General features: G+C 28.2%; 23 protein-coding genes. 12 read left to right on the forward strand and 11 right to left on the reverse strand.

Going from position 1 to position 23,013, the window contains the following annotated elements; all coding sequences use genetic code 11:
* The first annotated feature begins 17 nt into the window (after positions 1-17).
* Both BXQ17_RS08020 and BXQ17_RS08025 read left to right on the forward strand, forming a co-directional pair.
* Positions 18-512 (forward strand): hypothetical protein, encoded by a 495-nt coding sequence (locus BXQ17_RS08020; RefSeq protein ID WP_149025883.1) that lies wholly within the window; start codon positions 18-20, stop codon positions 510-512.
* Positions 513-556: 44 nt separating this feature from the next.
* Complete coding sequence (locus BXQ17_RS08025; protein ID WP_077810114.1) at positions 557-739, forward strand: flagellar FlbD family protein; 183 nt, start codon at positions 557-559, stop codon at positions 737-739.
* On the opposite strand, the gene BXQ17_RS14540 is transcribed toward BXQ17_RS08025, so the two are convergent.
* Entirely contained in the window at positions 714-875 is a 162-nt protein-coding gene (locus BXQ17_RS14540) for a hypothetical protein (protein ID WP_187661384.1), read from the reverse strand. The two genes, BXQ17_RS08025 and BXQ17_RS14540, sit on opposite strands and share 26 nt — an antisense overlap.
* A 149-nt stretch (positions 876-1,024) precedes the next feature.
* On the opposite strand from BXQ17_RS14540, the gene BXQ17_RS08030 reads away from it, so the two are divergent.
* The 10 genes from BXQ17_RS08030 to BXQ17_RS08075 all read left to right on the forward strand — a co-directional run bounded on the left by BXQ17_RS08030 (position 1,025) and on the right by BXQ17_RS08075 (position 9,541).
* On the forward strand, positions 1,025-1,666 hold the full coding sequence (locus BXQ17_RS08030) for an outer membrane beta-barrel protein (RefSeq protein WP_077810117.1): 642 nt from the start codon (positions 1,025-1,027) through the stop codon (positions 1,664-1,666).
* Positions 1,667-1,832: 166 nt separating this feature from the next.
* Positions 1,833-2,426 carry a hypothetical protein gene (locus BXQ17_RS08035; protein ID WP_149025884.1) on the forward strand — a complete coding sequence of 198 codons (594 nt, stop codon included), beginning with the start codon at positions 1,833-1,835 and terminating at the stop codon, positions 2,424-2,426.
* 161 nt (positions 2,427-2,587) lie between these two features.
* Positions 2,588-3,151: a hypothetical protein gene (locus BXQ17_RS14430; protein ID WP_149025885.1), complete on the forward strand. Its 564-nt coding sequence runs from the start codon at positions 2,588-2,590 to the stop codon at positions 3,149-3,151.
* Positions 3,152-3,299: 148 nt separating this feature from the next.
* Positions 3,300-3,908: a hypothetical protein gene (locus tag BXQ17_RS08045; RefSeq protein WP_077810120.1), complete on the forward strand. Its 609-nt coding sequence runs from the start codon at positions 3,300-3,302 to the stop codon at positions 3,906-3,908.
* A gap of 169 nt (positions 3,909-4,077) precedes the next feature.
* A complete protein-coding gene (locus BXQ17_RS08050; protein WP_077810121.1) occupies positions 4,078-4,494 on the forward strand; it encodes a hypothetical protein in 417 nt (138 codons plus the stop codon).
* Positions 4,495-4,646: 152 nt separating this feature from the next.
* On the forward strand, positions 4,647-5,321 hold the full coding sequence (locus BXQ17_RS08055) for a hypothetical protein (protein WP_077810122.1): 675 nt from the start codon (positions 4,647-4,649) through the stop codon (positions 5,319-5,321).
* A gap of 158 nt (positions 5,322-5,479) precedes the next feature.
* Entirely contained in the window at positions 5,480-7,792 is a 2,313-nt protein-coding gene (locus BXQ17_RS08060) for an SIR2 family protein (protein WP_077810123.1), read from the forward strand.
* Positions 7,793-7,944: 152 nt separating this feature from the next.
* Positions 7,945-8,580 carry a hypothetical protein gene (locus BXQ17_RS08065; protein WP_077810124.1) on the forward strand — a complete coding sequence of 212 codons (636 nt, stop codon included), beginning with the start codon at positions 7,945-7,947 and terminating at the stop codon, positions 8,578-8,580.
* Between the two features lie 158 nt (positions 8,581-8,738).
* A complete protein-coding gene (locus tag BXQ17_RS08070) occupies positions 8,739-9,158 on the forward strand; it encodes a hypothetical protein (RefSeq protein ID WP_077810125.1) in 420 nt (139 codons plus the stop codon).
* Complete coding sequence (locus BXQ17_RS08075) at positions 9,158-9,541, forward strand: hypothetical protein (protein ID WP_077810126.1); 384 nt, start codon at positions 9,158-9,160, stop codon at positions 9,539-9,541. Before BXQ17_RS08070 ends, BXQ17_RS08075 begins: the two co-directional genes overlap by 1 nt.
* Before the next feature lie 208 nt (positions 9,542-9,749).
* On the opposite strand, the gene BXQ17_RS08080 is transcribed toward BXQ17_RS08075, so the two are convergent.
* The 10 genes from BXQ17_RS08080 to BXQ17_RS08130 all read right to left on the reverse strand — a co-directional run bounded on the left by BXQ17_RS08080 (position 9,750) and on the right by BXQ17_RS08130 (position 23,010).
* On the reverse strand, positions 9,750-10,394 hold the full coding sequence (locus BXQ17_RS08080) for a DUF6266 family protein (RefSeq protein ID WP_077810127.1): 645 nt from the start codon (positions 10,392-10,394) through the stop codon (positions 9,750-9,752).
* Positions 10,395-10,532: 138 nt separating this feature from the next.
* Positions 10,533-10,973: a hypothetical protein gene (locus BXQ17_RS08085; protein WP_077810128.1), complete on the reverse strand. Its 441-nt coding sequence runs from the start codon at positions 10,971-10,973 to the stop codon at positions 10,533-10,535.
* 1,135 nt (positions 10,974-12,108) lie between these two features.
* Entirely contained in the window at positions 12,109-12,516 is a 408-nt protein-coding gene (locus tag BXQ17_RS08095; protein ID WP_077810130.1) for a hypothetical protein, read from the reverse strand.
* Between the two features lie 47 nt (positions 12,517-12,563).
* Positions 12,564-14,216 carry a type I restriction-modification system subunit M gene (locus BXQ17_RS08100; protein ID WP_077810131.1) on the reverse strand — a complete coding sequence of 551 codons (1,653 nt, stop codon included), beginning with the start codon at positions 14,214-14,216 and terminating at the stop codon, positions 12,564-12,566.
* Positions 14,216-15,400: an AAA family ATPase gene (locus BXQ17_RS08105; RefSeq protein ID WP_077810132.1), complete on the reverse strand. Its 1,185-nt coding sequence runs from the start codon at positions 15,398-15,400 to the stop codon at positions 14,216-14,218. Before BXQ17_RS08105 ends, BXQ17_RS08100 begins: the two co-directional genes overlap by 1 nt.
* A 2-nt stretch (positions 15,401-15,402) precedes the next feature.
* A complete protein-coding gene (locus BXQ17_RS08110) occupies positions 15,403-16,602 on the reverse strand; it encodes a restriction endonuclease subunit S (protein ID WP_222927886.1) in 1,200 nt (399 codons plus the stop codon).
* The gene (locus BXQ17_RS08115) at positions 16,595-19,555 is read right to left on the reverse strand and encodes a type I restriction endonuclease subunit R (RefSeq protein ID WP_077810134.1); all 2,961 of its coding nucleotides are present in this window, start codon (positions 19,553-19,555) and stop codon (positions 16,595-16,597) included. The genes BXQ17_RS08110 and BXQ17_RS08115 overlap by 8 nt, the downstream gene beginning before the upstream one ends.
* A 117-nt stretch (positions 19,556-19,672) precedes the next feature.
* Complete coding sequence (locus BXQ17_RS08120; RefSeq protein WP_077810135.1) at positions 19,673-20,572, reverse strand: hypothetical protein; 900 nt, start codon at positions 20,570-20,572, stop codon at positions 19,673-19,675.
* Positions 20,573-20,860: a helix-turn-helix domain-containing protein gene (locus BXQ17_RS08125; protein ID WP_077810136.1), complete on the reverse strand. Its 288-nt coding sequence runs from the start codon at positions 20,858-20,860 to the stop codon at positions 20,573-20,575. It abuts the gene before it with no gap.
* Between the two features lie 101 nt (positions 20,861-20,961).
* Positions 20,962-23,010 (reverse strand): hypothetical protein, encoded by a 2,049-nt coding sequence (locus tag BXQ17_RS08130; protein WP_077810137.1) that lies wholly within the window; start codon positions 23,008-23,010, stop codon positions 20,962-20,964.
* Between the last annotated feature and the right edge of the window lie 3 nt (positions 23,011-23,013).

A 23,013-nucleotide genomic window follows, 5' to 3' on the forward strand; every position in this document is an offset into this window, starting at 1 on the left:
ATTGAAAAATTTAACGAATGAATATAGATAAGAAAAGACATATTTTACTCAAAATATTGTCTGAAAAAACAAACAATGCTAAAATTAACAATGAGCAATGCATAGGTTTGAGTAACAATGAAATATTTGAACTTTTAAATATTGACAGATATGAATTAGAAGTAATTGCGTCTGAATTTTACGAAAACAAAGAAGTGAACTTTTATGCAATGTACGGAATAAAAAGAGGTTTATCCATCACAACAAAAGGAACATCATCTTATTCTACTAAAAAATACTTAAAAAGGTATAAATCTGAAAATATTAATAAAGCAAAAGACTTGGTAACTATAATAATACCTGTAATTTCAGTTATTATATCGTTAATAATTTTATACACATCCAAATCAGAAGTATCGGATATGAAACAGCAACAAATATTAATAGAAAAAACTCAAGATAGTATAGGAAATCGCTTAAATCAAATGAATGAATTTTATATAAATCAGACTTCTGATTCTTTGAAAAAATAGATTTAAACCAACTCATAACATAAAACGTACTAAAACAAATAAATATGAAAACAATCGAATTAAATCTTTCTAACGGAAATAAAATAACTGTGGTTAAAGATAAAATTGAAACTATAAAGTCAAATCCAAATGAAAACGCAAATTGTTGGATAACTTTAACATCTGGAAAATCATTAGCTTTAACGGAGACTGTTGAGCAAATTAAAGAATATCTTTCTGAACAATAGAATTATGTTCTAATGAATTTAAAACATCATTTATAATTTCTTTTGCATCTCCGAAAGTTTGACCTTTTAATAGTTTTAGAATTTCTTTTTCTATTTTAGCTACTGAATTTTCGTCAACATTTGAAAGTTTTTGCATCTGAATAGTTCTGTACACAACACCGTATAAAATTAATTGCTACTCATTGCTTATCATAAAAATATAATAAACTCGTGTAGATGTTGCTTTTTTTAAAGATTAAACTTGTTTAACGCAACTAATGTTATACAAACACGTTACCCAACATTATGAAAAAAATACTGCTAATTACATTATTACTTTTTCAATTGACCATTTATGCGCAAGAAAACTCTAAATGGAATTTAGGAATTGAATATTCAATCGATAATTTATCAATTGAAAACGGACAGAATAATGATTATCTTGTTACTCAAGGAAACATTAACGGATACGGAATTGAATTTGATAGAAATAATTTTACGCTCGGACTAAACTCTCAATTTTTTATTAATAACAAAATAAGTTTCTCAACTGGACTTTTATATTCTAATAAAGATTTTACCGGAAAATTTAATTGTGCAACTTGTGAGCCAACTTCTTTTCCGATTTATTCACCCGAAACTATAAAACAGAGATTTTTAGTAATTCCTGCTTCAATTGACTATAACTTTCAATTAGGAAATTTAAAACCAACTTTAAAAGCTGGATTTAAAAATAATATCGAAATGGAAAATGATTTAAAAGAACAAAGTAAAGGTTATTTTTTAGAGGCTTTCTTCGGAGTTTTAATAAATTACGAAATTTTAGAAACTTGGAATATTGGAGTTGGATATAACTATCAAACTGCATTGACTGATCTATATAAAACGGACGAATATAATTTAAGAACAAATAGTTTTTATTTACAAATTAACTATCGAATAAAATAACGTTGGGTAACACCGTATAAAATTAATTGCTAGTGCAAGCCTACTTACGAAAGTCCTCGCGGACTTTCTATCTGTGATTTATTTGCTAACTTTAATGCTTAAAACACGCAACTAATCATACACAACAACGTTGGCTGTAATTAAAAACCGAAATCAAAATTAACATATGAAATTAAAAAGAAATTTATTTACAATTCTATTTTTGACAATTAGTACAATCGGCATTGCGCAAGATTATAAAAATGAACTGAAAAAGGAATTTAATGATTATTTGAGTACAATTGTAAATATGGAATTTGAAAAATCTATGGAATATATTGTTCCTGAATTTTTTGAAATTATTCCAAAATCTCAAATGATTAAGGTTATGAAAATGACTTTTAACAATCCGGATATGGAATTTGAATTAAAAAATCCGAAAATCTTGAAAGTTAATGACAAAAAGAAAATCGAAAAGAAATATTATTCACTTCTGACTTATTCAAATCAAATGAATATGAAAATAAAAGGAGAAGAAGGAGAAACAAAAGACGAAAAAACAACGAGAATAAACCTGACTAAATTGTCATTGGAAAGTACTTTTGGTTCTGAAAATGTTGTCTATAACGAAAAAACTGATTTTTTTGAAATTCAATCTCAAAAAGACGTTTATGGAATATCTGAAAGTGGAGAAAAAAACTGGAAATTTTTAGTAATTGAAAAGAAACAGAAAATGATTTTGGAAAAATTATTACCAAAAGAATTGAGCGAAAAAATATAAAAAAACTACAGCCAACAACATATATAATTTATTGCTTGCTTCTTGCCTACTTGCGAAAATCCTCGCGGATTTTCTTTGTCTGTAATTATTTATTAATTTAGTGCAAAACCCACGCAACAAACCATATATAATCACGTTACCCAACATTAACCACTCATAAGTTGAAAAACAGAACGAAATATATACTACTGATTATATTCATTTTAGCATCTATATTAACTATTTACAACGACTACAATGAATTAACAGAGACAAGTTTTGACTCTACTGAATTAAAATATGCTAAAAGATTTTTTGTAATTGGAATTCTTTGTTTTGGAATATACTTTTTTAATAGAAATTGGAGAAAGCATTTAATCAAAATTATGATTGGAATATTTGGAATATGTTTCGCATTGAATTTATATATTTTTCCTAGGGTTTATGAAAATGCTCAAGCTAATGACTTATATTATGAATATTCTGAAATAAAAACTTGTGAAGGAATGGAAAAACGATTTTTGAAAGATTTACAAAATGGAGAAATCAAATACTTTCAATTCGGAATTGGTTATGATATTAAGTTACATAAAATATTAGAAAATGAATATAACATTGAAATGTTTGGAATGGGGTGTATGATACAATCTAAATTTGAATGCTATAATAAATCAGTCAATAAATACTTGAAAGAATCACATAACAAAACAATTAATGATATTTATCGAGAAATAGATAATGAATAAAAAACGTTGGGTAACACCGTATATAATTTATTGCTGGCTTCTTGCCTACTTGCGAAAGTCCTCGCGGACTTTCTTGGTCGGTAATTATTTACTAAATTAGTTGCTTAAAACACGCAACAAAACATATACAACAACGTTAGCTCACATTATGAAAAAAATCCATCTACAAATTCTACTTTCAGTTTTTTATGGAATTTTTTGCTTTTTAATAATCGGTTGTAACGGAAAAAAAGAAAAAAATAAACTGAATAAACAAATTGAATATGAATTTGAGAGGAAAATGGTTACATACGACTTTGGAAATGGCTCAACTGAAAAAGTGGAACTTTATATCGATAAACTAAACGACACAATTGGAAATCAAATTTTTGCTTATAACAATGAAATTATTGACAAATCGAAAAGTTTATTTTACGAATTAAATATTGAGAAAATTAAAAACTCAAACGAATATATAGGAAAAATAAAATATCACTTTAATCCAAACAAAGAGGGAAAGTTAGTTGGGTTTACTTTTACTGTAATTAGCAAAACGGAGGAGAAAACTGACTTTATAAACTTTGAAAACTATGATAAAATAAAAAATCAATTGGAATTTAAGTTTAAAAATAGTAGTGATACAATAATTGGACACATTCACTCTCAACATACAATGGATATTAAAAACAATGAAGAGAAATTAAGATTTAGAGAAATTTTCATTTCAGTTGACAATTATGAAAAAACGAATAACCCATTTACGAAAGGACTACGTTGAATTAACGTGAGCTAACACCGTGTAAAAAAAATTGCTTAATTTTAGCTTAACTAAAGTTAGTTGCATTTTTGTAAACTCCTATTTTCCTGCGGAAAATAGCCGTTCACTTTAAACGCAACTTTTCTTAACACAACAACGTTACCCAACATTTGAAAAAAAACAGAATTTAATGAAAAAAGCAATCGGAATTGGAGTTTTATTTATCTCAATCATTTCTTGCGGATATTTATTCCAACTTGAAAACGATGAAAAATTGGCAAAAAAAATTGAAAATGAACTTTACTCTGAAAATGGAGCGGTTGATTTTGCAAAAATGACTGATTTTGATTGGGACAGTTTAATAATTCTCGGACCTTACACAACGATAGAAAATATTGAAAAAGAATTTGACTTAAATCTTGCTAATATTAGACAAAACGGAATTCACTATTCTGATTATTATGATTTAGTCGTTTTCATAAAAGATAAAAAATCTGTAAAAATTATTGAACTTAAAAGAGCAATAAATTCACAACGGAAAATTATTAAAAAAGAAGAAAGTAAATTTAAAACTGGAGAGAACGGAATAATAAAACTGACCGAATAAAAACGTTGGGTAACAATGTATAACCGCAATTACGGCGGATTCGACTACGTCCGAATCCACTCGGAATTGCGAGCGTCAGTGCTTAACCGAAAATCATTAACTTTAATCCCGTAACTGACGGTTATACGAGACCGTTAGCTGTAATTTGAAAGATGAAAATTTTTAAAACTATATTGTTTCTATTATTTACCACATCCTCTATCTATGGACAAATTGAAATAGATAGTTTATACGTTTTTACTGGAAAAAAAATATCAATTAAGAAAGTAAAAGGTTTTGAAGACAAAAAAACGCTAATAGACACAATTGTAGTTAATGATTCAATAATATACATCGAAACTCCAAATGTAATTCAAGATTATAAATACAGAGCGAAATTCAAGATAATTGAGCAATTTAAAGGAGATTTACCCTATAAAAAAATTGAATTTGATTTGTATAATCATTATGGAAAGCCAAAACTTTCAAAATCAAATACTTTTTTATTATTTGTTATTAAAATAGATGGAGAATTTCAATTATTAAAATATGCAAATCATCGTGTCTATGAAACCGATAACGGAAAATTTGCCATTCCATATGACAAAAATGAATATCGAAATCAAAATGTACCATTACTCAAAATTGAACCTAAAAAAATTAATTTCAAGCAAGTTCCAGAATTTAGGATTTATGAAGATGATTCACCAGATTGGGTGAAAAGGACTTATCCAAAACCATATTATCGAATCGAAAAAAATAAAGCAATTCCGATTTTTGGAAATTATATAGAGGATTATATAAAATTAAGATTAAACGGAACTTTGAAAGATATATTTAACAACTGAATTAAAAACTACAGCTAACAATGGCTATAAGTAATTGCTTGTTCTCACCTACTTCTGAAAATCCTCGCGGATTTTCAGCTTGGTTTGTACTTGCAAAGTTAAGTGCTAAACCACGCAACTACTCATAGCCGAGAACGTTAGCAAATATTAAAAAAAAAATGGAGATAGAACTTAAAGATAGCTTAAATAAAGCGATTACAAATGGAGTAAACCTGTTTTTAGGAGCAGGATTCTCTATTTATTCCAAGGATATAAAAGGTAATAACCTTCCTTTGGGAAACAAACTCAGTGAAGAATTAATTTCTAAATTTAAATGTCCACCTATAAATGACCTGAGTAAAGTTTGTACTATCATCGATTCAACTGATAGTATTGGTTTGAAAAATTTTCTTGTTAACCGATTTTCTATAAATGAATATGACTCAAGATATGAATCTATTTTAAAAATTAATTCACCAAGAATTTTTACGACAAATATTGACAACCTAATATATAAAATATTTGAAAAATCAAATAAAAAATATATAAATAATATATTTACGGATGGGTTTTGTTACAATGATTCAACTTGTATAGATTATATCCCATTACATGGTTGTGTTGAAGACATAGAATCCAAATTTTTATTTAATAAACAAGAAATATCTTCCTCATTTAGAACCCAAAAAAATGGATGGACTAGCTTAACCAATGCTGCTTCACAATTACCATCAATTTTTATTGGTTATAGTTTAGAAGATGTAGGTGCAATTGAGTCGTTATTTGGTGAAAATACAAGTATTTCAACTCAAAAAGAGAAATGGATTTTACTATACAAAAAAGACGAAGGAACTGAAGCTTATTTTAAAGCTTTAGGCTTTAATATAATTATTGGTGACACGTTAAGTTTTCTTGATTATATAAATAAAATACCTCTAAAAAGTGAAAAAACCATAAATGAATTTAAGGATAGCCTACATCTAATATTTGAGCAAGAATATGTAAAAAAAGCTAATCAGAATAACAGAGTAAGACAAATTGATGAATTTTTTTTAGGTTCCCCTCCTATTTGGTCTGATATTCAATTCAATAGAATTTACTCTACATCTCATCTATCAAAAATTTTAAACCTTGTAGAATCTAAAAAAAATATTATAATAACAGGAATACCTGCATCAGGTAAATCTACTTTAAAGTTACAAATCGCAAATAGTTTAAAAAAAGAGCATAGAGTTTTTATGTTTGAAAACATTAGTTTCAATAAATCTGAGATTATAAAAAAAGAAGTTAAACAAAAAACAATAATTTTAGTAGATAATTATACTACAGACACAGAATCTTTTTTAAATATTTCACAAAATCCACATATAAAATTAATAGGATTTGATAGATATTTTTATGTTGATATGTCTAGCCATAGACTATCGAAAGATGATTTTAATTTTTATGATGTCTCAGACTTAAACGACAAAGACATTCAAAGTATTTATAATAGCATACCTCAATCTATAAGAAAACCAAATTTAACAAAAAAAACAAAAGTTAATGAAGTTCCTTCAATTTTTGAAATTGTTAATTATAATATAAATAAGCCCGCTTTAAGCGATAGGTATAGAGAAGTATTAGATGAATTAAATCAAGATGACCCTGATTTATTAGACTTACTTTTACTAACAAGTTACTTACATTCATGTAGAGTACCTCTTTCTTTTGAAGTTGCCAATTCATTCTTAGATAATGATTACCAATATTATGAAGTCATTGAAATGATAAACTCCTTAAAAGGAATGGTTAATGAAGCTATTGGTAATGTAATTTTTGAAAAATCTGAAGAACAAGACTATTATGAACCAAGGTCTCAAGTTTTGGCTGAAACAATAATTAGCCAATCAAAGTATGAATATTTTAAAAGAATGTTTAGTAAATTTCATACAAATGTTCCTAAACATCAAATACCAAACTTTAAAACTTTTAAGCGAAAAGCTTATGATTCCTTTTACGTAAATAAATCTTATCATAAATGGGATGAAGGGTTAGATTTTTATGAAGAAGCATATTTTAAGGATAAAAGTCCGTTTTTATTACAACAAAGTGCTATCTATCTAATGCAAAAAAAGAGATTTACAGAAGCTGCGATACAAATAGATAAAGCTTTACAGTCAAGTTATAAGCGTTTTTTCACAATTGAAAACACTCACGCCATCATACTATTTAAAGCTAATATAAACTCTATAGATTCTAATTCTAGCGTTAGAAATACCTTAGATAAGAGTATGGAAATATTAAAAAAATGTTATTTAGAAGATAAGAGAAAAACTTACCATGCAATTACATTTGCGGAACAATCAATTTCTTATCACATTAAATACCCTGATGAAACATCAAAAGAATACTTAAGCATAGCTAAAGGATGGTTAAATGAAATTGAAGTAGAAAAACGTTGGAATAGAAAATCAAAAGAATTATTACGTGAATTAACTTTAATAGTATAAACATTTGCTAACACCGTTTATAATTAATTGCTAGATATCGCTTATTTAGGAAAATACTCGCAGAGTTTAAAGTTAGTTTTATTTACTAAATTTACTACTAAATAACGCAACTAATCATACACAAAACCGTTACCACACATTAGAACGCAACATTGAGAAATTGGAATAACATAGAATGGATTTTTGAAAAGGATGGAGCCTTAAGAGATATTTATGTCCAAAACTCAACCATTTCTGATTGGGAAAAAATAGTTAATTTATTAAACTCGGAACACAAAATACTATACGGAAATAGCGAAGAAAATTTCACAAACCAAGTTGATTTAGATTATGTAAAAAAAATGTTTGCGGACGAAACTGGAGAATTGGAAATCAAGTTTGTGAGAATTGACCTAAATGGAATTTCAATACTTTGCCACTTCTTTCTCGAAGAACAAATTGAATTTGACATAAATCCAACCGAAATTAAAACGGAATTGGAATTTATTGAGATTATGAATTTTATGAAATCTATCAGTTCAAAATTGGAAAAACAAATAACACTTTGCGGAGAAAATCAACCTGAATTTCCTCTCATAAAAATTGACACTAAAAACGGAATTGAGAAAGTGCTGACAGAAAAAGAGGCTGAAAATTTGTGGAAAAAATCAGACCAGAATTTTAGCGTATTTACAAAGTTAAAGTCAAAAATAATAATGAAATACTTTCCGAAAATATTTGAAAAGAAAATTATGGAAAGTGCAAATAGTGAATATAAATCAACACCGAAAGAAAAAAACGTGTGGTAACACCGTATATAATTTATTGCTGGCTTATTGCCTACTTGCGAAAGTCCTCACGGACTTTCTTGGTCGGTAAATATTTACTAAATTAGTTGCTTAAAACACGCAACAAACCATATACAACAACGTTGTGCGTCATTGGAACTCACTCAAAAAGAATCAAAATGAAAAGTGAAAATTGGACAAATTCTGATGACGGAAAAATTAATCCGAATGAATACTATTCAGAGATGATAACTGAATTTCCTACTCTTAAAAACGAAATAGAAGATGAAGAACCAGAGATGGTACACTTTAGAATGGAAATTTTTTCGAGCTACAATATTGAGCAGATAAAAACAAAGAATCACTCGGAATTAAAACGCTGTTTTGAATTTCAAGAATCTCGGATTGAAAAGCTGAACTCTGAATTAATAAATGCGCTGAATGTTTCTTATTTTGAATCATTATTGCTTGGAGAATGTGCAAGTGAAATGACTGAAATCAGAAAATTAATGACACCAAAATTAGAAAAAGTCTATTCCGAGTACGAGGAATACTATGAGAAATTTGCAAAAGTGATATCAAATACAAACTCACAATAATGCAAAAATCAAATTCTATATTTCTAAAAAATCAACTAAACAAATTCCTTCACGAAGTTGGAATAGAAAATTTCTCTATGGAAAATTTTGAACAAATAGAATATATCGTAGAATATGACTTAGATGAAAAGCAAGAATCTAAAACAAATTCAGACGATATTATGCGTCTTTGGTCACTTCCGAATGTAATTGGAAAAAAACTAAATTTAAATGAAGTTTGTGAAAGGTTAGTAACTTACAAAAATGAAATACCGCTTTGGATAAAAGTAAAAGGAACTGATGAAAGTAATGTTCTGAAATTATTAATAAGTAAAAGATTTCGGAAAGTTAAAATCATTGAGGAATGGCATAAACTTAATGAATATAAACCAATAATGGAATAAAAAACGAACGCACAACACCGTGTTGTGTAGATAACACTCTGTATGTTTTGATTTTATTGACTTATCTAGAAAAAAATTAAAATAGGTACAACATAGGTACAACTTTTTAATTCTAAAATATAAAAAGAAAATATTATAATTTATTTGCATAAAAAAACCGTTTCTAATTGCTTAGAAACGGTTTTTAAATATGTATTACCACCTGTTATTATGGTGCTGCCGTACCAGAGCCTAAATACACACTATTTGACACTGTTTTTAAATCTTCGGTAACAAACGCCATAAATAATTCAACGGTATCACCAGCGTAAGTATTTGGGATTCTCAACAATTGAGTACCTGCTTCTCTATCCGCACCACCCAATATATAAATTGATTCTTTTTTACTTGGATTATAAACTAAAACCATTGCTTTATCAGTTGCATTTGCATTACCTTCTGCTGAATTATCATCCCATGCAAAACTCACTTGCCCTGGAGTAGTTATATCTGTTGTAGGATTTAATGCACTTGATAAAGAACCTCTACTCAATAATGCATTTGCATAATCAATTGTAAAATTAGGTGCAATACCACCAACCGCATTGTTTAACACATAAGACATTGCAGCATTAAACTCAGTCTTTTTTGTTGCAAAAGCTTTGTAACCAATTTTTATAAATTCTTTGTTAGCTTGCAAGTATTCTAATGTAATTGTAAATTTATTACGCTGATTCACTTGCCCTTCTGTTCTTGGATTAGCAACACTAGAAGGTTTGATTCTTAAATAATCAATACCTTTCCAGCTACCGCCGATCACATTGCCTACCTTACCTGATAGTCCTCCTAAAATTCCTTGAGAGATTTTCCCCATTTTATAAAAAATATTTAAATTAATACTCGTTCGAATGTGGTACGGACTTAATATTGATTTTAAACCTTGCTAACTTCTCTAATATAACCAAAAATAAGCATTTTTGTTACCTTTTTAATGGTCTACGATGCTTTTGCATCAAGCTTCTTTAGTTTGCATTAGATTGAAACAATTTTGAATATATGCAACCTTTAAAATCGCCATTTTTTCAATTACTTTTTGCAGTTCTTTTTCTTTGTTACTGATAACCTCAACTAAATTTATATGTTTTTGTAATACATTACCGCTAGAAGAATTTGCTTCTAATCCATTTTTAAGCGTTTTTCTACAATCATCAATAGTAATAAACGGAATTACACTACCTTTTAAATAAACAGCATATAAACCACCTATTTGCAGCATCATAGTCAAGTGAAATAATGTGTTTTTTAATTCTGGACTTGAAGTAGTAATTACAAAACAATTTGGACAAGGTTTTTCAAGTGGCTTACCACTATTAAGACCTTTGTTTAAAATAAAAAAATGTGGGTTTGAGTAAGTGCGACCAATTTGATGTGTTTTGATTTCAAAAGTTGACATAGGTATCCAATTTAAATTATGCTTCGCTGCGCTTCGCACATTTTTTTGGAAGTAAAAAGAGATATGCCTTAGAATAGTGCCTTGGGATAGGCTGTCAAGGTTTTTGGGTAAAAGTTTTTTACAGCTAAATCTTGGTTTAAAAATAAAAATATTATTAAAAAAAAAGTTTTATCCAAAACCCAAAGGGCTTGACCTTTACAGCCTAAAAGCGTTGGATGATGCAAGGCACTTATATTTGCTATCTTTTTTTATTTATTGATTCTAAAAGGGTTTTAAAGATTTAAAGATTAAACAACTGACATAAAACACCTTAAAACGTAATTTGTATTACAATTTTCACTATATTTACTAGTACAGTGGGTTTAAACTCACATTCTTTTTCATAGCAATTTTTACCCACCGCTCTACGATGTGGGTTTCTTATTTTATTGAAATAATTAAATACGGAGTACCTAGTGCGTTGGCAGTAGCGGTAATAAGTGTATTGCTTTTTATTTGGCTTGTACTGAATATATTGATTGGTTTCTTTAAAATTGAATGGAAAAAACCGATACTAAAACCTATTACAGCTAACATTTTAACTTACATATATAAAATTAAGAAAGCATTCAATTTTAGTGAAAACAACTTGACGTATTTACTTAAAAATAAAAAGTTATACTCTTATTGGCTTTTTTTGATTTTATAGGTGCTTTACAAATTATCTTATATAAACCGCAACTTTAAATTTACAAGTCTTGATGTAACGAAACTTAAAAGCACTTATAAAAACAATGCAAAAATGCATGAATGTTCTTTATTAGTTCAAAATGTGGTTGATGTACGGAAGTGCGCGTGGGATAAGCGGCTATTTTACATAATAGCAGTTATAACTACCTGTAGTTTACGAAAGAGTATTATAACTACTATTATGTAACTTAGCTTTGGGGAGTTTAGGGTTTTATGAAAAAATAATATGAAATAGCTTGTTGCGATTTGGTTTGATTTTATGAAAACCAAATTGCAATATGCTATTACCTTAAAGATAAAAAAAACGCTAAACTAGAATGGTGAGCGGAATAAAATAAAAGACAGAGGATTTTGAGGTACGAAAAAACTGGGTTTTATTTTATGGGGAATTTTAAAGCACAAATTATCAAATATTGGAATATTCTAAATATAGCCAATCGACAAAATCATTTAATTTAGACTTTATCAATTCTTCATCATTATACTCTACCATTTTTAAACCTTTATCAGTAACCTCAATTTTTTGTTTTTTTTCTATTGTTTGAATTGTATCATAATATTTATCGTATAACCAATCTCTACAATACAAATCAGCATCTGGTAATTTTCCAAATTTAGGATTGTGTTCTAAACCATTTAGCGCATTAAAGTCGTAATCTTTTGTATTGTCTTTAGGGAAACCTATTAAATCTAATACTATATCATAAATTTGAACTGTTATATTAGTTAAGTCAATACCTTTTTTTTCTAATTCTGAAAATAAACATTCTTGTTTATACTCTTCAAATAATAAATTAGCTAACTTATCTTTCATATTAACAACTATACTGTAAATAGTTTTTTATTGATTATAAATAAATATTAGATTGTATCTAAGCCTAATTCTGTTAAATACCCATTATGTTCTTCTAGTGCTTTAGCCGACTTCTTTTCTACCTCAACTATTTTAGCATTTACTTCTTTTAAATCTATTATTTTTTCAGGCAACGCTGTACTGACATATCTGGAAATATTTAGATTGAAATCATTTTTTTCAATTTCTGCCATTGATACTCTGCGTGCATAGAGATCTATTTTATTTGGTCTATTTTTATAGGTATCTATTATTTCTTGAATGTCATTAGGCTCTTTTGGGTCTATTACACCATCTACCTTACCATCTCTTAAAACATTTTGACGTTTTACTTTTCTATAATGTTCGCTAGCATTTATGAACAATACATCATCTTCCTTTTTACACTTCTTAATAATCAATATACAAACTGGAATCCCTGTTGAAAAGAATAGATTTGATGGTAAACCAATTACGGTATCTATGTTACCATCTTTTAACAACTTTTTTCTTATACGCTGTTCTGCACCTCCTCTAAATAAAACACCGTGTGGTAAAATAATAGCCATTGTACCTTCATCACTTAAAAAGTGTAAACCGTGTAATAAGAACGCAAAATCTGCTGCTGATTTTGGTGCTAAACCATAATTTTTAAAACGAAAATTTTCGCTCATCGCCTCAGATGCATCCCAACGTAAACTAAATGGTGGATTAGCTACAATAGCATCAAAGGTTGTTTTTTTAGCTGGATTCATTTCATTTAATAAATCCCATTCGTTTTTTAATGTATCACCGTGAAATATTTCAAATTCTGAATCTTTTACACCGTGTAACAACATATTCATACGTGCCAAGTTGTATGTTGTTATGTTTTTTTCTTGTCCGTAAATTCTACTTATTGTTCCTCCTCCTTTTTCAATTTTATCTTTTACGTTTAATAACAAAGAACCAGAACCACAAGCAAAATCTAATACTTTATTGATTTTTTTCTTTTTACCTGCTTTTGGGTTTTGACTGTCTAAGGTTACAATTTCTGATAGGATTGTAGAAATTTGTTGCGGTGTATAAAACTCACCTGCTTTTTTACCAGAACCTGCTGCAAACTCACCAATTAAATACTCATATGCATCACCAAGTGTATCGCTATCTGTTGAAAAATCTGCAATACCTTCTGATATTTTTTGAATGATTTTACACAGTTTCTTATTTCTTTCTGTGTAAGTTTTACCAAGTTTTTCTGAATCTAAATTGATTTCTGAGAATAATCCTTTAAAAGAACTTTCAAACGAATCATTTTCGATATGTTTAAAGCCTTTTTGTAAGTCCTTTAATAATTCTTCATCTTGTGTACGTGCTAATTCAGAAATACTATTCCATAAATATTTAGGCTCTATAACATAATGCACTTTTCTACGCATTTGTTTTTCAAAGGGCTCTATATCATTTGGATTATTTTGATACCAAACTGAAAGTGGTGTACGCTTATCATCTTCATCTAAATTTGGGTAATCTGAACCTAATTCTTTTTTTACTGAACCCTCATAATTATCTGATAAATAACGTAAAAAGAGAAATGATAGCATATAATCACGAAAATCGTCTGCATTCATTGCACCTCTTAAATCGTTGGCTATATCCCAAAGGGCTTTTCCTAGTTGTTCTTGTTTTTGTTGTGCTGTCATTATGCTGTTTGATTTTCTGCATTAAAAATTTCAGGAAATTGGAACTCATATTTACCTATAAATCCGTCAAGTATATTTTTAAATAATTCTTTATTGTCATTTGTCATAGGGCTAGGTGCAAAAACGGAATATCTACCGTGACTTAATAATTGAACAGCTCTATGAAAAAGTACTTCATCATCTAACCCGTGAATCACTTCATCTATTTTGGTATAGCCAAAAAAGCTAACTGTTTTTTCCATAACTGTTCTTAATCCATTAAAATGGTATGTATGAATAACATCAGATTCAGATACTTTTTTTAGGTCATTTAATAAAGCAATATGATGGAAAAATGGAGTATCTCCTGTATCTTGAATACTATAAGTATTCGTGGTATTTGAATGTAAAAAACAGGTTTTTCGTTTTATTCTTAATTCATTGAACATTATATTAAAAAACAAACTATGATGTGTAGAAATTACTGTTTTTATATCATTACCATCTTTTCTAATTATACTTGCTAACTCACAAGCTAATGCAATTGCATTGTTCTCATCAAGGGAAGATATTGGGTCGTCAATATAAACATATTTAACCCAGTCGTAACCTGAAGCTTTATCTATTGCTAATTCATAAATAGCAAGAAAAAAGCACCATATAAAAAGGTTTTCTTCTCCTCTGGATATCTTTATATTTTCAATATTCTGAGCAACTCCATCAACAAAATCTTCTCTTATAAATCTAACTGCCCAATGCTTTTCAGGATTTTCACTATTTTCTTCTCCTGGTTTTATATAATTAAAATCGGTGATAAAATTGAAATCGGTATATTTATGTAATAATGGTCTAATTTTATTATCTATATCTAAAATTTCAATTAATCTTTTACCGTCAGAATTTGAAACATCTTTACTACCAAAAAATTCTGAATCTTTGTTTAATAACAATACTCTTTGTTCATCACCTACTAAATCATTATCCCAAGTAAATAAATCTTCCGTAAAAGCATTAAAGTATAAAGTGTCAGCACCTCCATTTTGTTTAGCTATATCTTTAAACTCCATAGATAGCCTTGTTTTTCCTGTACCATTAAAGGCATAAAATAAAACTAGGTCTTTCTGTTTCTTTCCTTCTCTTGTAAATTGATAGCGAAATTCAGTAGCTACTTCTGTTAAATTATCAAAGTCTTTTATTTCATTCATAATTATAACTCATTTACATTAGGAAACAATTGTTGCATCAAGCCTTTTTTATGCTTTTTTAAGTTTTTTATTTTTAATACTTGTGCTTCTATTAAATCATCTGCACTAGTTATAACTTCTGATATTTTAATTTGCTCATTTAAAGATGGAATTGGTATTTCAATCTTACTCATTACACCATTCATAAGTTTAGGATTGCCGATATAAGAAACGTGACTTTTTGAAACGGAATTAATTAGAGCCGCAATACATTTATTAGCCATACCGTTATTGTTTATTAGAACACCACAGACGTTAGTGCAATAAAATTTACCATCTCTATAATTTACATCACCTGCATTTGCACCATCCGTAGTCCAAGTAATGGCATTTTCATATAAAAAATCTTTATAATAACCAGCTAAACCATTATTTTTCGTTTGTGATGAATAAACAGGATAATTATTTTCTTCAGTTTGTTTTTCAAAAACAAGGCTCATTGATAAAACATAACCACGAGTAACTTCAAAAATTTCGCCAACCTCTTTTATTTCCCAATCCCCATCATTTTTAAACTCTGGAAAACGAAATTGTGGTTTTGTTTCGCCATTTGCAGGAAATAACTGTTGTAATAAGCCTTTTTTGTGGTCTTTTAAATGGTCTAGTTTTTCGGTTTCTGCTGTTATTAGGGTATCTAAAGATGATAGACAATTGGCTATTTTTTGTTGTTCTTTAGGGTTTTTAGGAAGAGGAATAGGAATCTTATTAAGATTTGCCTTGTTTAATTTTGGTTGTGCTTGACCAGTTAAATAGTCTTCAATACTTACTGAATTTATGTATTTTTCAACTATTATTTGAATATGTTCGTTTATTGGTTTTAAGACGTGTGCGTGATTATTTACCCAAGTTTTACCAGATATTGAATATGCTATTGGATAATTTCTATCAATTAAATTTGCACCATCTTCAGAAATAAGTAACAAGTTTTCGTTGAAAATATAATCTTTCACATAATCTATAACACCAGTAGCACCATAATAAGGAATATTACCTTTTTCTCTTACATTACTGGTTATAGGCACTCTTCTATTGTTTAAGTTTTCCGAAATTGAATTTAAGCTTTTAATTTCCCAAATATTATTATTTTCAAACTCAGGAAAACGCAATTCAGGAACTATCCTTTCGACTCCGCTCAAGGCAGGTTTTTGTTTTTCGTTATTCATAAGCATTTAATCCTGCTATTTCACGCCCTTGGGCAAGTTTATTTAATAAAGGAACTAAGTCTTCCATAAGAGCCAATTCTTTTACTCTTCGGTCTTTCCAACCTAATTCTAAAGGCTCTAATAAATCTGTTAGTTTTTCACCGTCAAAAATCATACGGTTCATAATTTCATTTATAAAAGCATTTAGACTTTCTTCTGTGAGATTGTGTTTGTCCGCAATAGTCTGTATTTCTTTTGCTGATTTTTCGTCTTTAAACTTTTGGTAGCCTGTGCGAATTTCTTTTTCATCTAAAGCATTACCGACTTCTAAAGTGTTTATATAAGCAATAATATCTTCACGTTCGTCCATTAAATTGGCACTAGAACCTAACAGATTTATTAATTCCTCACGTGTCATTTTATGCTTAGATGGTTTGTCTTGTGTGTATTTTGCTATTAAACCAATGATATAATCATAATCAATTACCGCAGAAGAAAATAATACAAATTCAAAATCTAATTGTTGTACATCTTTGGGTGCATTCTCTCCTTGTTTGTTTTGTGCTGCTTGTAATTGTTTTGCTGTATCTATATACACCGATTTAAAAGAACGCAAATCATCTGAAGGCAATAATGCTTCAATTGTTTCAGTTTGCTCTACTTCTAAGTCCGTATATTGGTCTAATTGTGTTTTATAACGTTGTATTTCTTTAAACGCATTTATAAAACCTGCACGAGCTTCATCTCCTTTTAAATTACTTACTTCTGATGGTGCACAATCTAAACCTTTCCCCTCCATAAATTGGTTTAAATCAGCTACAGCCTCTTTATATTTTTCTATTACTTTAGGTGCTGCATCTACTAACCAAATTTCTTTTGCCTTTTCTATTTTAGCACCAGAGAAACGAATCATTGCTTTATTTACGTCTTCTTCCTGGTCTCTAAATACTAAAATATTACCATAAGGTTTTGTATCGTTTATAACTCTATTGGTACGAGAATAGGCTTGTATTAAACCGTGATACTTTAAATTTTTATCTACGTATAATGTATTTAAATACTTAGAATCAAAACCAGTTAATAGCATATCTACCACAATTAATACATCAATTTTATTTTTGTAGGCATAATCTGCATTGGTATATTTTTGATCTTTAATACGTTGCTGTACACCTTGATAATATAAATCGAATGTACTAATGGAATGATTTGTACCGTAATTTTGATTATAATCTGTAATAATGGTATTTAATGCTTCTTTCTTTAGGTTTGGCTCTATTTCATTATCTGCTTTTTCTTGTGGTAAATCTTCTTGTAATTGTTTTACATCTTTATTACCTTCTGCAGGAGGTGAAAATACACAAGCGATTTGCAAAGGTTTGTAATCTTCATTGATTTCGCCAAACTCTCTTTGGTTTTGTTTGAACAAATGGTAATACTCAATAGCATCCGCAATAGAAGATGTAGCTAATACAGCATTGAACCTCCTAAAATCTGTTGCTTTATCGTGCTTTTTTATAATGGTATCAATAACCGCCATTTTATGACTTAAACTTGTGGTATCAATTTTTACATCAGGTTTAAAATAGTCGATATGAAAACGCAATACATTTTTATCTTCTATGGCATTGGTAATTGTGTACGCGTGTAATTCTTTTTGAAAAACATCTTTTGTGGTTTTGTAAGATGCTGTTTTTCCTTCAATGGTTTTATAGGTTGCGTTTTCTTCAAAAATAGGTGTTCCTGTAAATCCAAATAATTGTGCTTTTGGAAAAAACTCTACGATTGCTTTATGGTTTTCTCCAAACTGTGAACGATGGCACTCATCAAAAATAAACACTACTCTTTTATCCTTTAAAGGTTCTAGATGTTCAATGTAATTCTTATCGTTTTTAGTATCTAATGCTAACCCTAATTTTTGAATGGTTGTTACAATTACTTTATCTGCATAATCTGATGACAACATTCTTTTTACCAATGTTTTTGTATTGGTATTTTCCTCTACACTACCTTCTTGAAATTTATTAAACTCCTCCCTGGTTTGTCTGTCTAAATCTTTTCTATCGACTACAAATAAACATTTTTCTATAGCATCATTATCCTTTAAAAGTGTAGAAGCTTTAAATGAAGTCAAAGTTTTTCCACTTCCTGTTGTGTGCCAGATATATCCGTTTCCTCTATCTTGTTCAATACAATCTACAATAGCCTTTACTGCATAAATTTGATAGGGACGCATTACCAAAATCTTTTGCTCGGTTTCTACCAATACCATATAACGACTAATCATTTCACCCAATGCACATTTAGCTAAAAACTTCTCTGTGAAATCGTCTAAGTGGTTTATTTTAGTATTGTCTTCTTTGGCTAATGTATAGACAGGTAAAAATTGTTCGTCTGCGTTAAAGGCAAAATGTTTGTTGTTATTGTTAGAAAAGTAAAAGGTTCTTGTTTTATTACTTACGATAAACAATTGCATAAAACACATTAACGAATTGGTATATCCGTTTCCTACATCGTTTTTATAGTCAACAACCTGTTGAATTGCTTTTCTAGGACTTACTTGTAGTGTTTTTAACTCCACTTGTACCAAAGGCAAACCATTAATCAATAAAATAACATCATATCTATGATTGCTATTTTGTGTATTCATACGAAGCTGATTAATGACTTCAAAATCATTTTTACACCAATTTTTAATATTCACTAAGGTGTAATGTAATGGTGTATCATCTTCTCTAATAAATGTATTTCTCTTTCTTAAATGATTAGAAGTTTTAAATACATCTGGATTGATAATTTCAATAAGTAATTTATCAAATTCAGTATCTGTTAATTTGACCCTATTCAATGTTTCAAACTTCTCTCTAAAATTTAATTCTAAAGCACTCTTCGTTCTAATATCTTTACGATAGGTATATTTTAAATCTGATAATCTTTCGATTAATTCTTCTTCTATTTGCTGTTCTTTTGTCATTAATCTTATAGCGTAATTTTTAAAGGTTAAAAATATAATATTAATCTGATTTAATTATAAGGTTTTCCGTATTTACTTTTTACCCCTGTTTTAGGGTATATTACAAGTTGAAAAACGTTAGTTATTTACACTATACTGAATTTGTGTATTTAGCTTATTAAAAACCTTATTTTGAAATTCTGTATTATCTACATTTCTCATTAAACTAAGATACTTCAAACGTTCTTTTTTATAGGTATGTGAATACTGTTTCCTGATACTTTCTTTAATCTTAAAATCTCTCATTGAAGCTACTAAACGCATTTCTTTTAATGTTAGCTTTGATAAATCTTTTTGAGCTTCTTTATCTATCATTTGATACCTGTCTATTAAAACATTACAAAGCTTTTTATACTTTTCTTTATTGATTAAATCTGTAACTGTAGTGATACCAACATTATTCGTTTTATTGTTGAAAAACTTTGTTTTCCCCTCAATTTCATAACGAAAGTAAGGTTTCCCAATATTGATACTATCTTTACACTTTACCTGAAACGTTTTATCGTATGCTTTTATATAATAATCATTCAAATGAAATTTAGAGCCGTAAATTTTATTTTTCTCATACATTGGTTTTGGTGGTTTCCCCATATAAAACTTCCACTCATTATATGCTTTTTGTGCATCCTCTTCTATAACTACACCAACTGCTAATCTTGTTACTATTGCTTCATAGATATTAAAAGGCACTAGTTGATTTAACTTAGAAAAAGCATCTACCACTTGACTATATGAAAATGATTGATAATTATTATTCATAAAAAACTTTTGAAGAGAGTTTTTTATATAAATTTTATCGCCTTTAAACACCAGTCTTAAATTTCCTATATATGTGTAGTAGCAACTTAAATATTCTCGATTATTAATTATAGGATGCCACTTTAAATTCAACCAACTTAATGTTTCATTTTTTTGATTTACAAAATCTAAAGGTATATTTTTTACTTGATGTTCAATATGTAATGTATCAAAGCACATTTACCTTCTATTATTTTTAAAGGCTTTATTGTAATTTTTATCTAGTAAGACTTCTACATCTTTCATTTTGTAGTAAATTTTACTACCAATTTGAGAAAATGATATTTTACCTTCATCCCTCCAAGTTTGAGCTGTTCTTTTACTAATATGCATTAGTTGAATAAACTCTTGATTGTCAAGAAAGGTTTCCTGTGATGATTTTTGATTAGATTCTAAAGTAGAATTTAATTTGTCTAATCTTGATACTAAGTTGTTGTACTGTTCTGCTGTTAAAATTACTGCTTCCATTTACTTAATTTTTAATGTTACTAATTATTTCTGTAACAAATATTAAGCTCTGGATAGGTACTTATAAGGCTGACCTTATAAGACCTTTTATTGACTGTATTTTAATGAAATGGATTGTCTTTTATGTATTGTTTTGCCTTTTTATGATAGTCGTCTGATGTATTTGACCAATCTAATTTTGATTTTAATTCTAAGTTAATTTGATTGGCTACTATATCACACAACTTTTTTAAACTCAATTTTGGAATGATATGTTCTTCTCTTAAAGCTTCAATTACCCCTCTTATAGTTCCTTTACTTCTGTCTCCCAAATTATATACACCATCTTTTGTAATTGCTAAATCTTCAAGTATTTTTAGAATATAATCTTGCTTCTCCTGATTTACAAATGTTTTAAAACTATCTGTTTCTTCTACTACTAATGATATAGATTTTGTTTGATTGGGTAAAAAAGTAATAGGACTTATTTGAACTGTTTCTTTTATAAATTCTGCTTCTATTGACAAAAACTCTTTAAATAGATTTGGGTATTTATCTTCATTATCTTCAAACTCTTCATTTCTATCTGAAATAGCTCTAAACCTTAAATCTCTCTGTCTTAACTCTTTTAATCGTGTTTGAATATACAACACTTTATTACTAGGCTCTGCATTATCTAATACTTCTTGAAGTCTTGAAATACATTTTTCAAATAAGCGCATGTATATATTACGATGATTTACAAAATGAATATCTAATGGAACGGAATCATTTTGTAATCGCTCAAAAAAATTATCCATTGACGAATGTAATTCTTTATAGTCATCTTTATCTAACACCATATCATTCATTAGAGAATGAATCATTAGATTTGAACTAGAATCTTTTTTATAGTACAATGTTTTACTATCAAACAATTCAAAAAATATATTTGATATTTCCCAACTTACATTTAAAACCCTATATGCTTTTTTTAATTCACCTAATACTTCATCAAGTGAATCATTAATAATATAACTGAATCTAAAATTCTCAAGCAATAAGCTCTCGTTTTCATCTCTAAGAAAGAAGAATATTCTTTTATCTTTGATTTTATTATAAGCATTAATTTCATCTTCAAATTTAGCCCTCAAAGATTCCTTTTTCTGTTCGGAAGTAATAGCTTTATTATTGAAACAAAAATCAATTAATTCCTCAATTTCTTTTTGATATTCATTTTCTGTTTCTCGCTTAACTTCATCAATTTTCTTTTTTAAATCTATATATTCAAAAGACTCAATTAAGGACTTCCCTTTAATTATGCTTTTCATCCATTTTAATACAGTATCTAAAACATAAAATAAAGTAAGCTCATTACTGACAATATTTTTTACATTGTTAGAAATACTATTTAAAGGCTCTTTTAAATTTTCAGGATTTAGCTTTCTATAATTATTTTTATCATTAAAAAACAAAGGATAATTTTTTAACAGCAAATCATTATCATATTTGCTAATATCATTATTCTTAAAAATATATAATTTTGATAAAATTTGTTTTAAAGCAGTAGCATCAGTTATTGTTTCCACAACTTCTTCTTCAAGGATAGATAGCTCGTTTGTTATAAAGCTAATTGAATTATCAATTGTTTTGCAATACTTCTGGTAACCGCTAATAACATTAAGCACATCATATTGAACTATATCTAATAAAACATTCATTTGCCACTTTGAGATATTATAATAGTCTTTTTCTTCTATATTGTAATAAAATTCAAAGGTCTCTAGATATTCGCATTGAGTACCTGCTAAAAAATCTTTATAAGTTAATTTTGGAATTTTCTTTATTAATCTATCTATTTCTTTAAAAATTAAACTACCATAATCACCTAAATACACAGATTGAATAAACTCACTCGTTTCATCTACGTTTAGTAAAAAATAACGGTTTGCAAATTGGGTTAGTAACCAATCATCGCTATTATGGATATAGTAGGGATGTTTATCTTCATTTTTTAATAATCTAATCCTATCATCCTCAGCAACGCATAGTTTTAATTTTTGAAAGTCCTCTAAACCATCAGTCTTTTCAAGTATGTTTACTTTAAAATCCTTTTCAGCTTTCTGTTTTGCTGTTTTACGCATTATTTTAAAATGCTCTTTAACTATGTTATTAATTGGTTTGTTAAACATATT

The organism is Polaribacter sp. BM10 (assembly GCF_002005425.1).
Classification (GTDB): domain Bacteria; phylum Bacteroidota; class Bacteroidia; order Flavobacteriales; family Flavobacteriaceae; genus Polaribacter; species Polaribacter marinaquae.

Coding starts and splice junctions, on each gene's coding strand:
- BXQ17_RS08020 (WP_149025883.1), top strand. CDS start 18: ATGAATATAGATAAGAAAAGACATATTTTACTCAAAATATTGTCTGAA.
- BXQ17_RS08025 (WP_077810114.1), top strand. CDS start 557: ATGAAAACAATCGAATTAAATCTTTCTAACGGAAATAAAATAACTGTG.
- BXQ17_RS14540 (WP_187661384.1), bottom strand. CDS start 875: ATGCAAAAACTTTCAAATGTTGACGAAAATTCAGTAGCTAAAATAGAA.
- BXQ17_RS08030 (WP_077810117.1), top strand. CDS start 1,025: ATGAAAAAAATACTGCTAATTACATTATTACTTTTTCAATTGACCATT.
- BXQ17_RS08035 (WP_149025884.1), top strand. CDS start 1,833: ATGAAATTAAAAAGAAATTTATTTACAATTCTATTTTTGACAATTAGT.
- BXQ17_RS08045 (WP_077810120.1), top strand. CDS start 3,300: ATGAAAAAAATCCATCTACAAATTCTACTTTCAGTTTTTTATGGAATT.
- BXQ17_RS08050 (WP_077810121.1), top strand. CDS start 4,078: ATGAAAAAAGCAATCGGAATTGGAGTTTTATTTATCTCAATCATTTCT.
- BXQ17_RS08055 (WP_077810122.1), top strand. CDS start 4,647: ATGAAAATTTTTAAAACTATATTGTTTCTATTATTTACCACATCCTCT.
- BXQ17_RS08060 (WP_077810123.1), top strand. CDS start 5,480: ATGGAGATAGAACTTAAAGATAGCTTAAATAAAGCGATTACAAATGGA.
- BXQ17_RS08070 (WP_077810125.1), top strand. CDS start 8,739: ATGAAAAGTGAAAATTGGACAAATTCTGATGACGGAAAAATTAATCCG.
- BXQ17_RS08075 (WP_077810126.1), top strand. CDS start 9,158: ATGCAAAAATCAAATTCTATATTTCTAAAAAATCAACTAAACAAATTC.
- BXQ17_RS08080 (WP_077810127.1), bottom strand. CDS start 10,394: ATGGGGAAAATCTCTCAAGGAATTTTAGGAGGACTATCAGGTAAGGTA.
- BXQ17_RS08085 (WP_077810128.1), bottom strand. CDS start 10,973: ATGTCAACTTTTGAAATCAAAACACATCAAATTGGTCGCACTTACTCA.
- BXQ17_RS08095 (WP_077810130.1), bottom strand. CDS start 12,516: ATGAAAGATAAGTTAGCTAATTTATTATTTGAAGAGTATAAACAAGAA.
- BXQ17_RS08100 (WP_077810131.1), bottom strand. CDS start 14,216: ATGACAGCACAACAAAAACAAGAACAACTAGGAAAAGCCCTTTGGGAT.
- BXQ17_RS08105 (WP_077810132.1), bottom strand. CDS start 15,400: ATGAATGAAATAAAAGACTTTGATAATTTAACAGAAGTAGCTACTGAA.
- BXQ17_RS08110 (WP_222927886.1), bottom strand. CDS start 16,602: ATGAATAACGAAAAACAAAAACCTGCCTTGAGCGGAGTCGAAAGGATA.
- BXQ17_RS08115 (WP_077810134.1), bottom strand. CDS start 19,555: ATGACAAAAGAACAGCAAATAGAAGAAGAATTAATCGAAAGATTATCA.
- BXQ17_RS08120 (WP_077810135.1), bottom strand. CDS start 20,572: ATGTGCTTTGATACATTACATATTGAACATCAAGTAAAAAATATACCT.
- BXQ17_RS08125 (WP_077810136.1), bottom strand. CDS start 20,860: ATGGAAGCAGTAATTTTAACAGCAGAACAGTACAACAACTTAGTATCA.
- BXQ17_RS08130 (WP_077810137.1), bottom strand. CDS start 23,010: ATGTTTAACAAACCAATTAATAACATAGTTAAAGAGCATTTTAAAATA.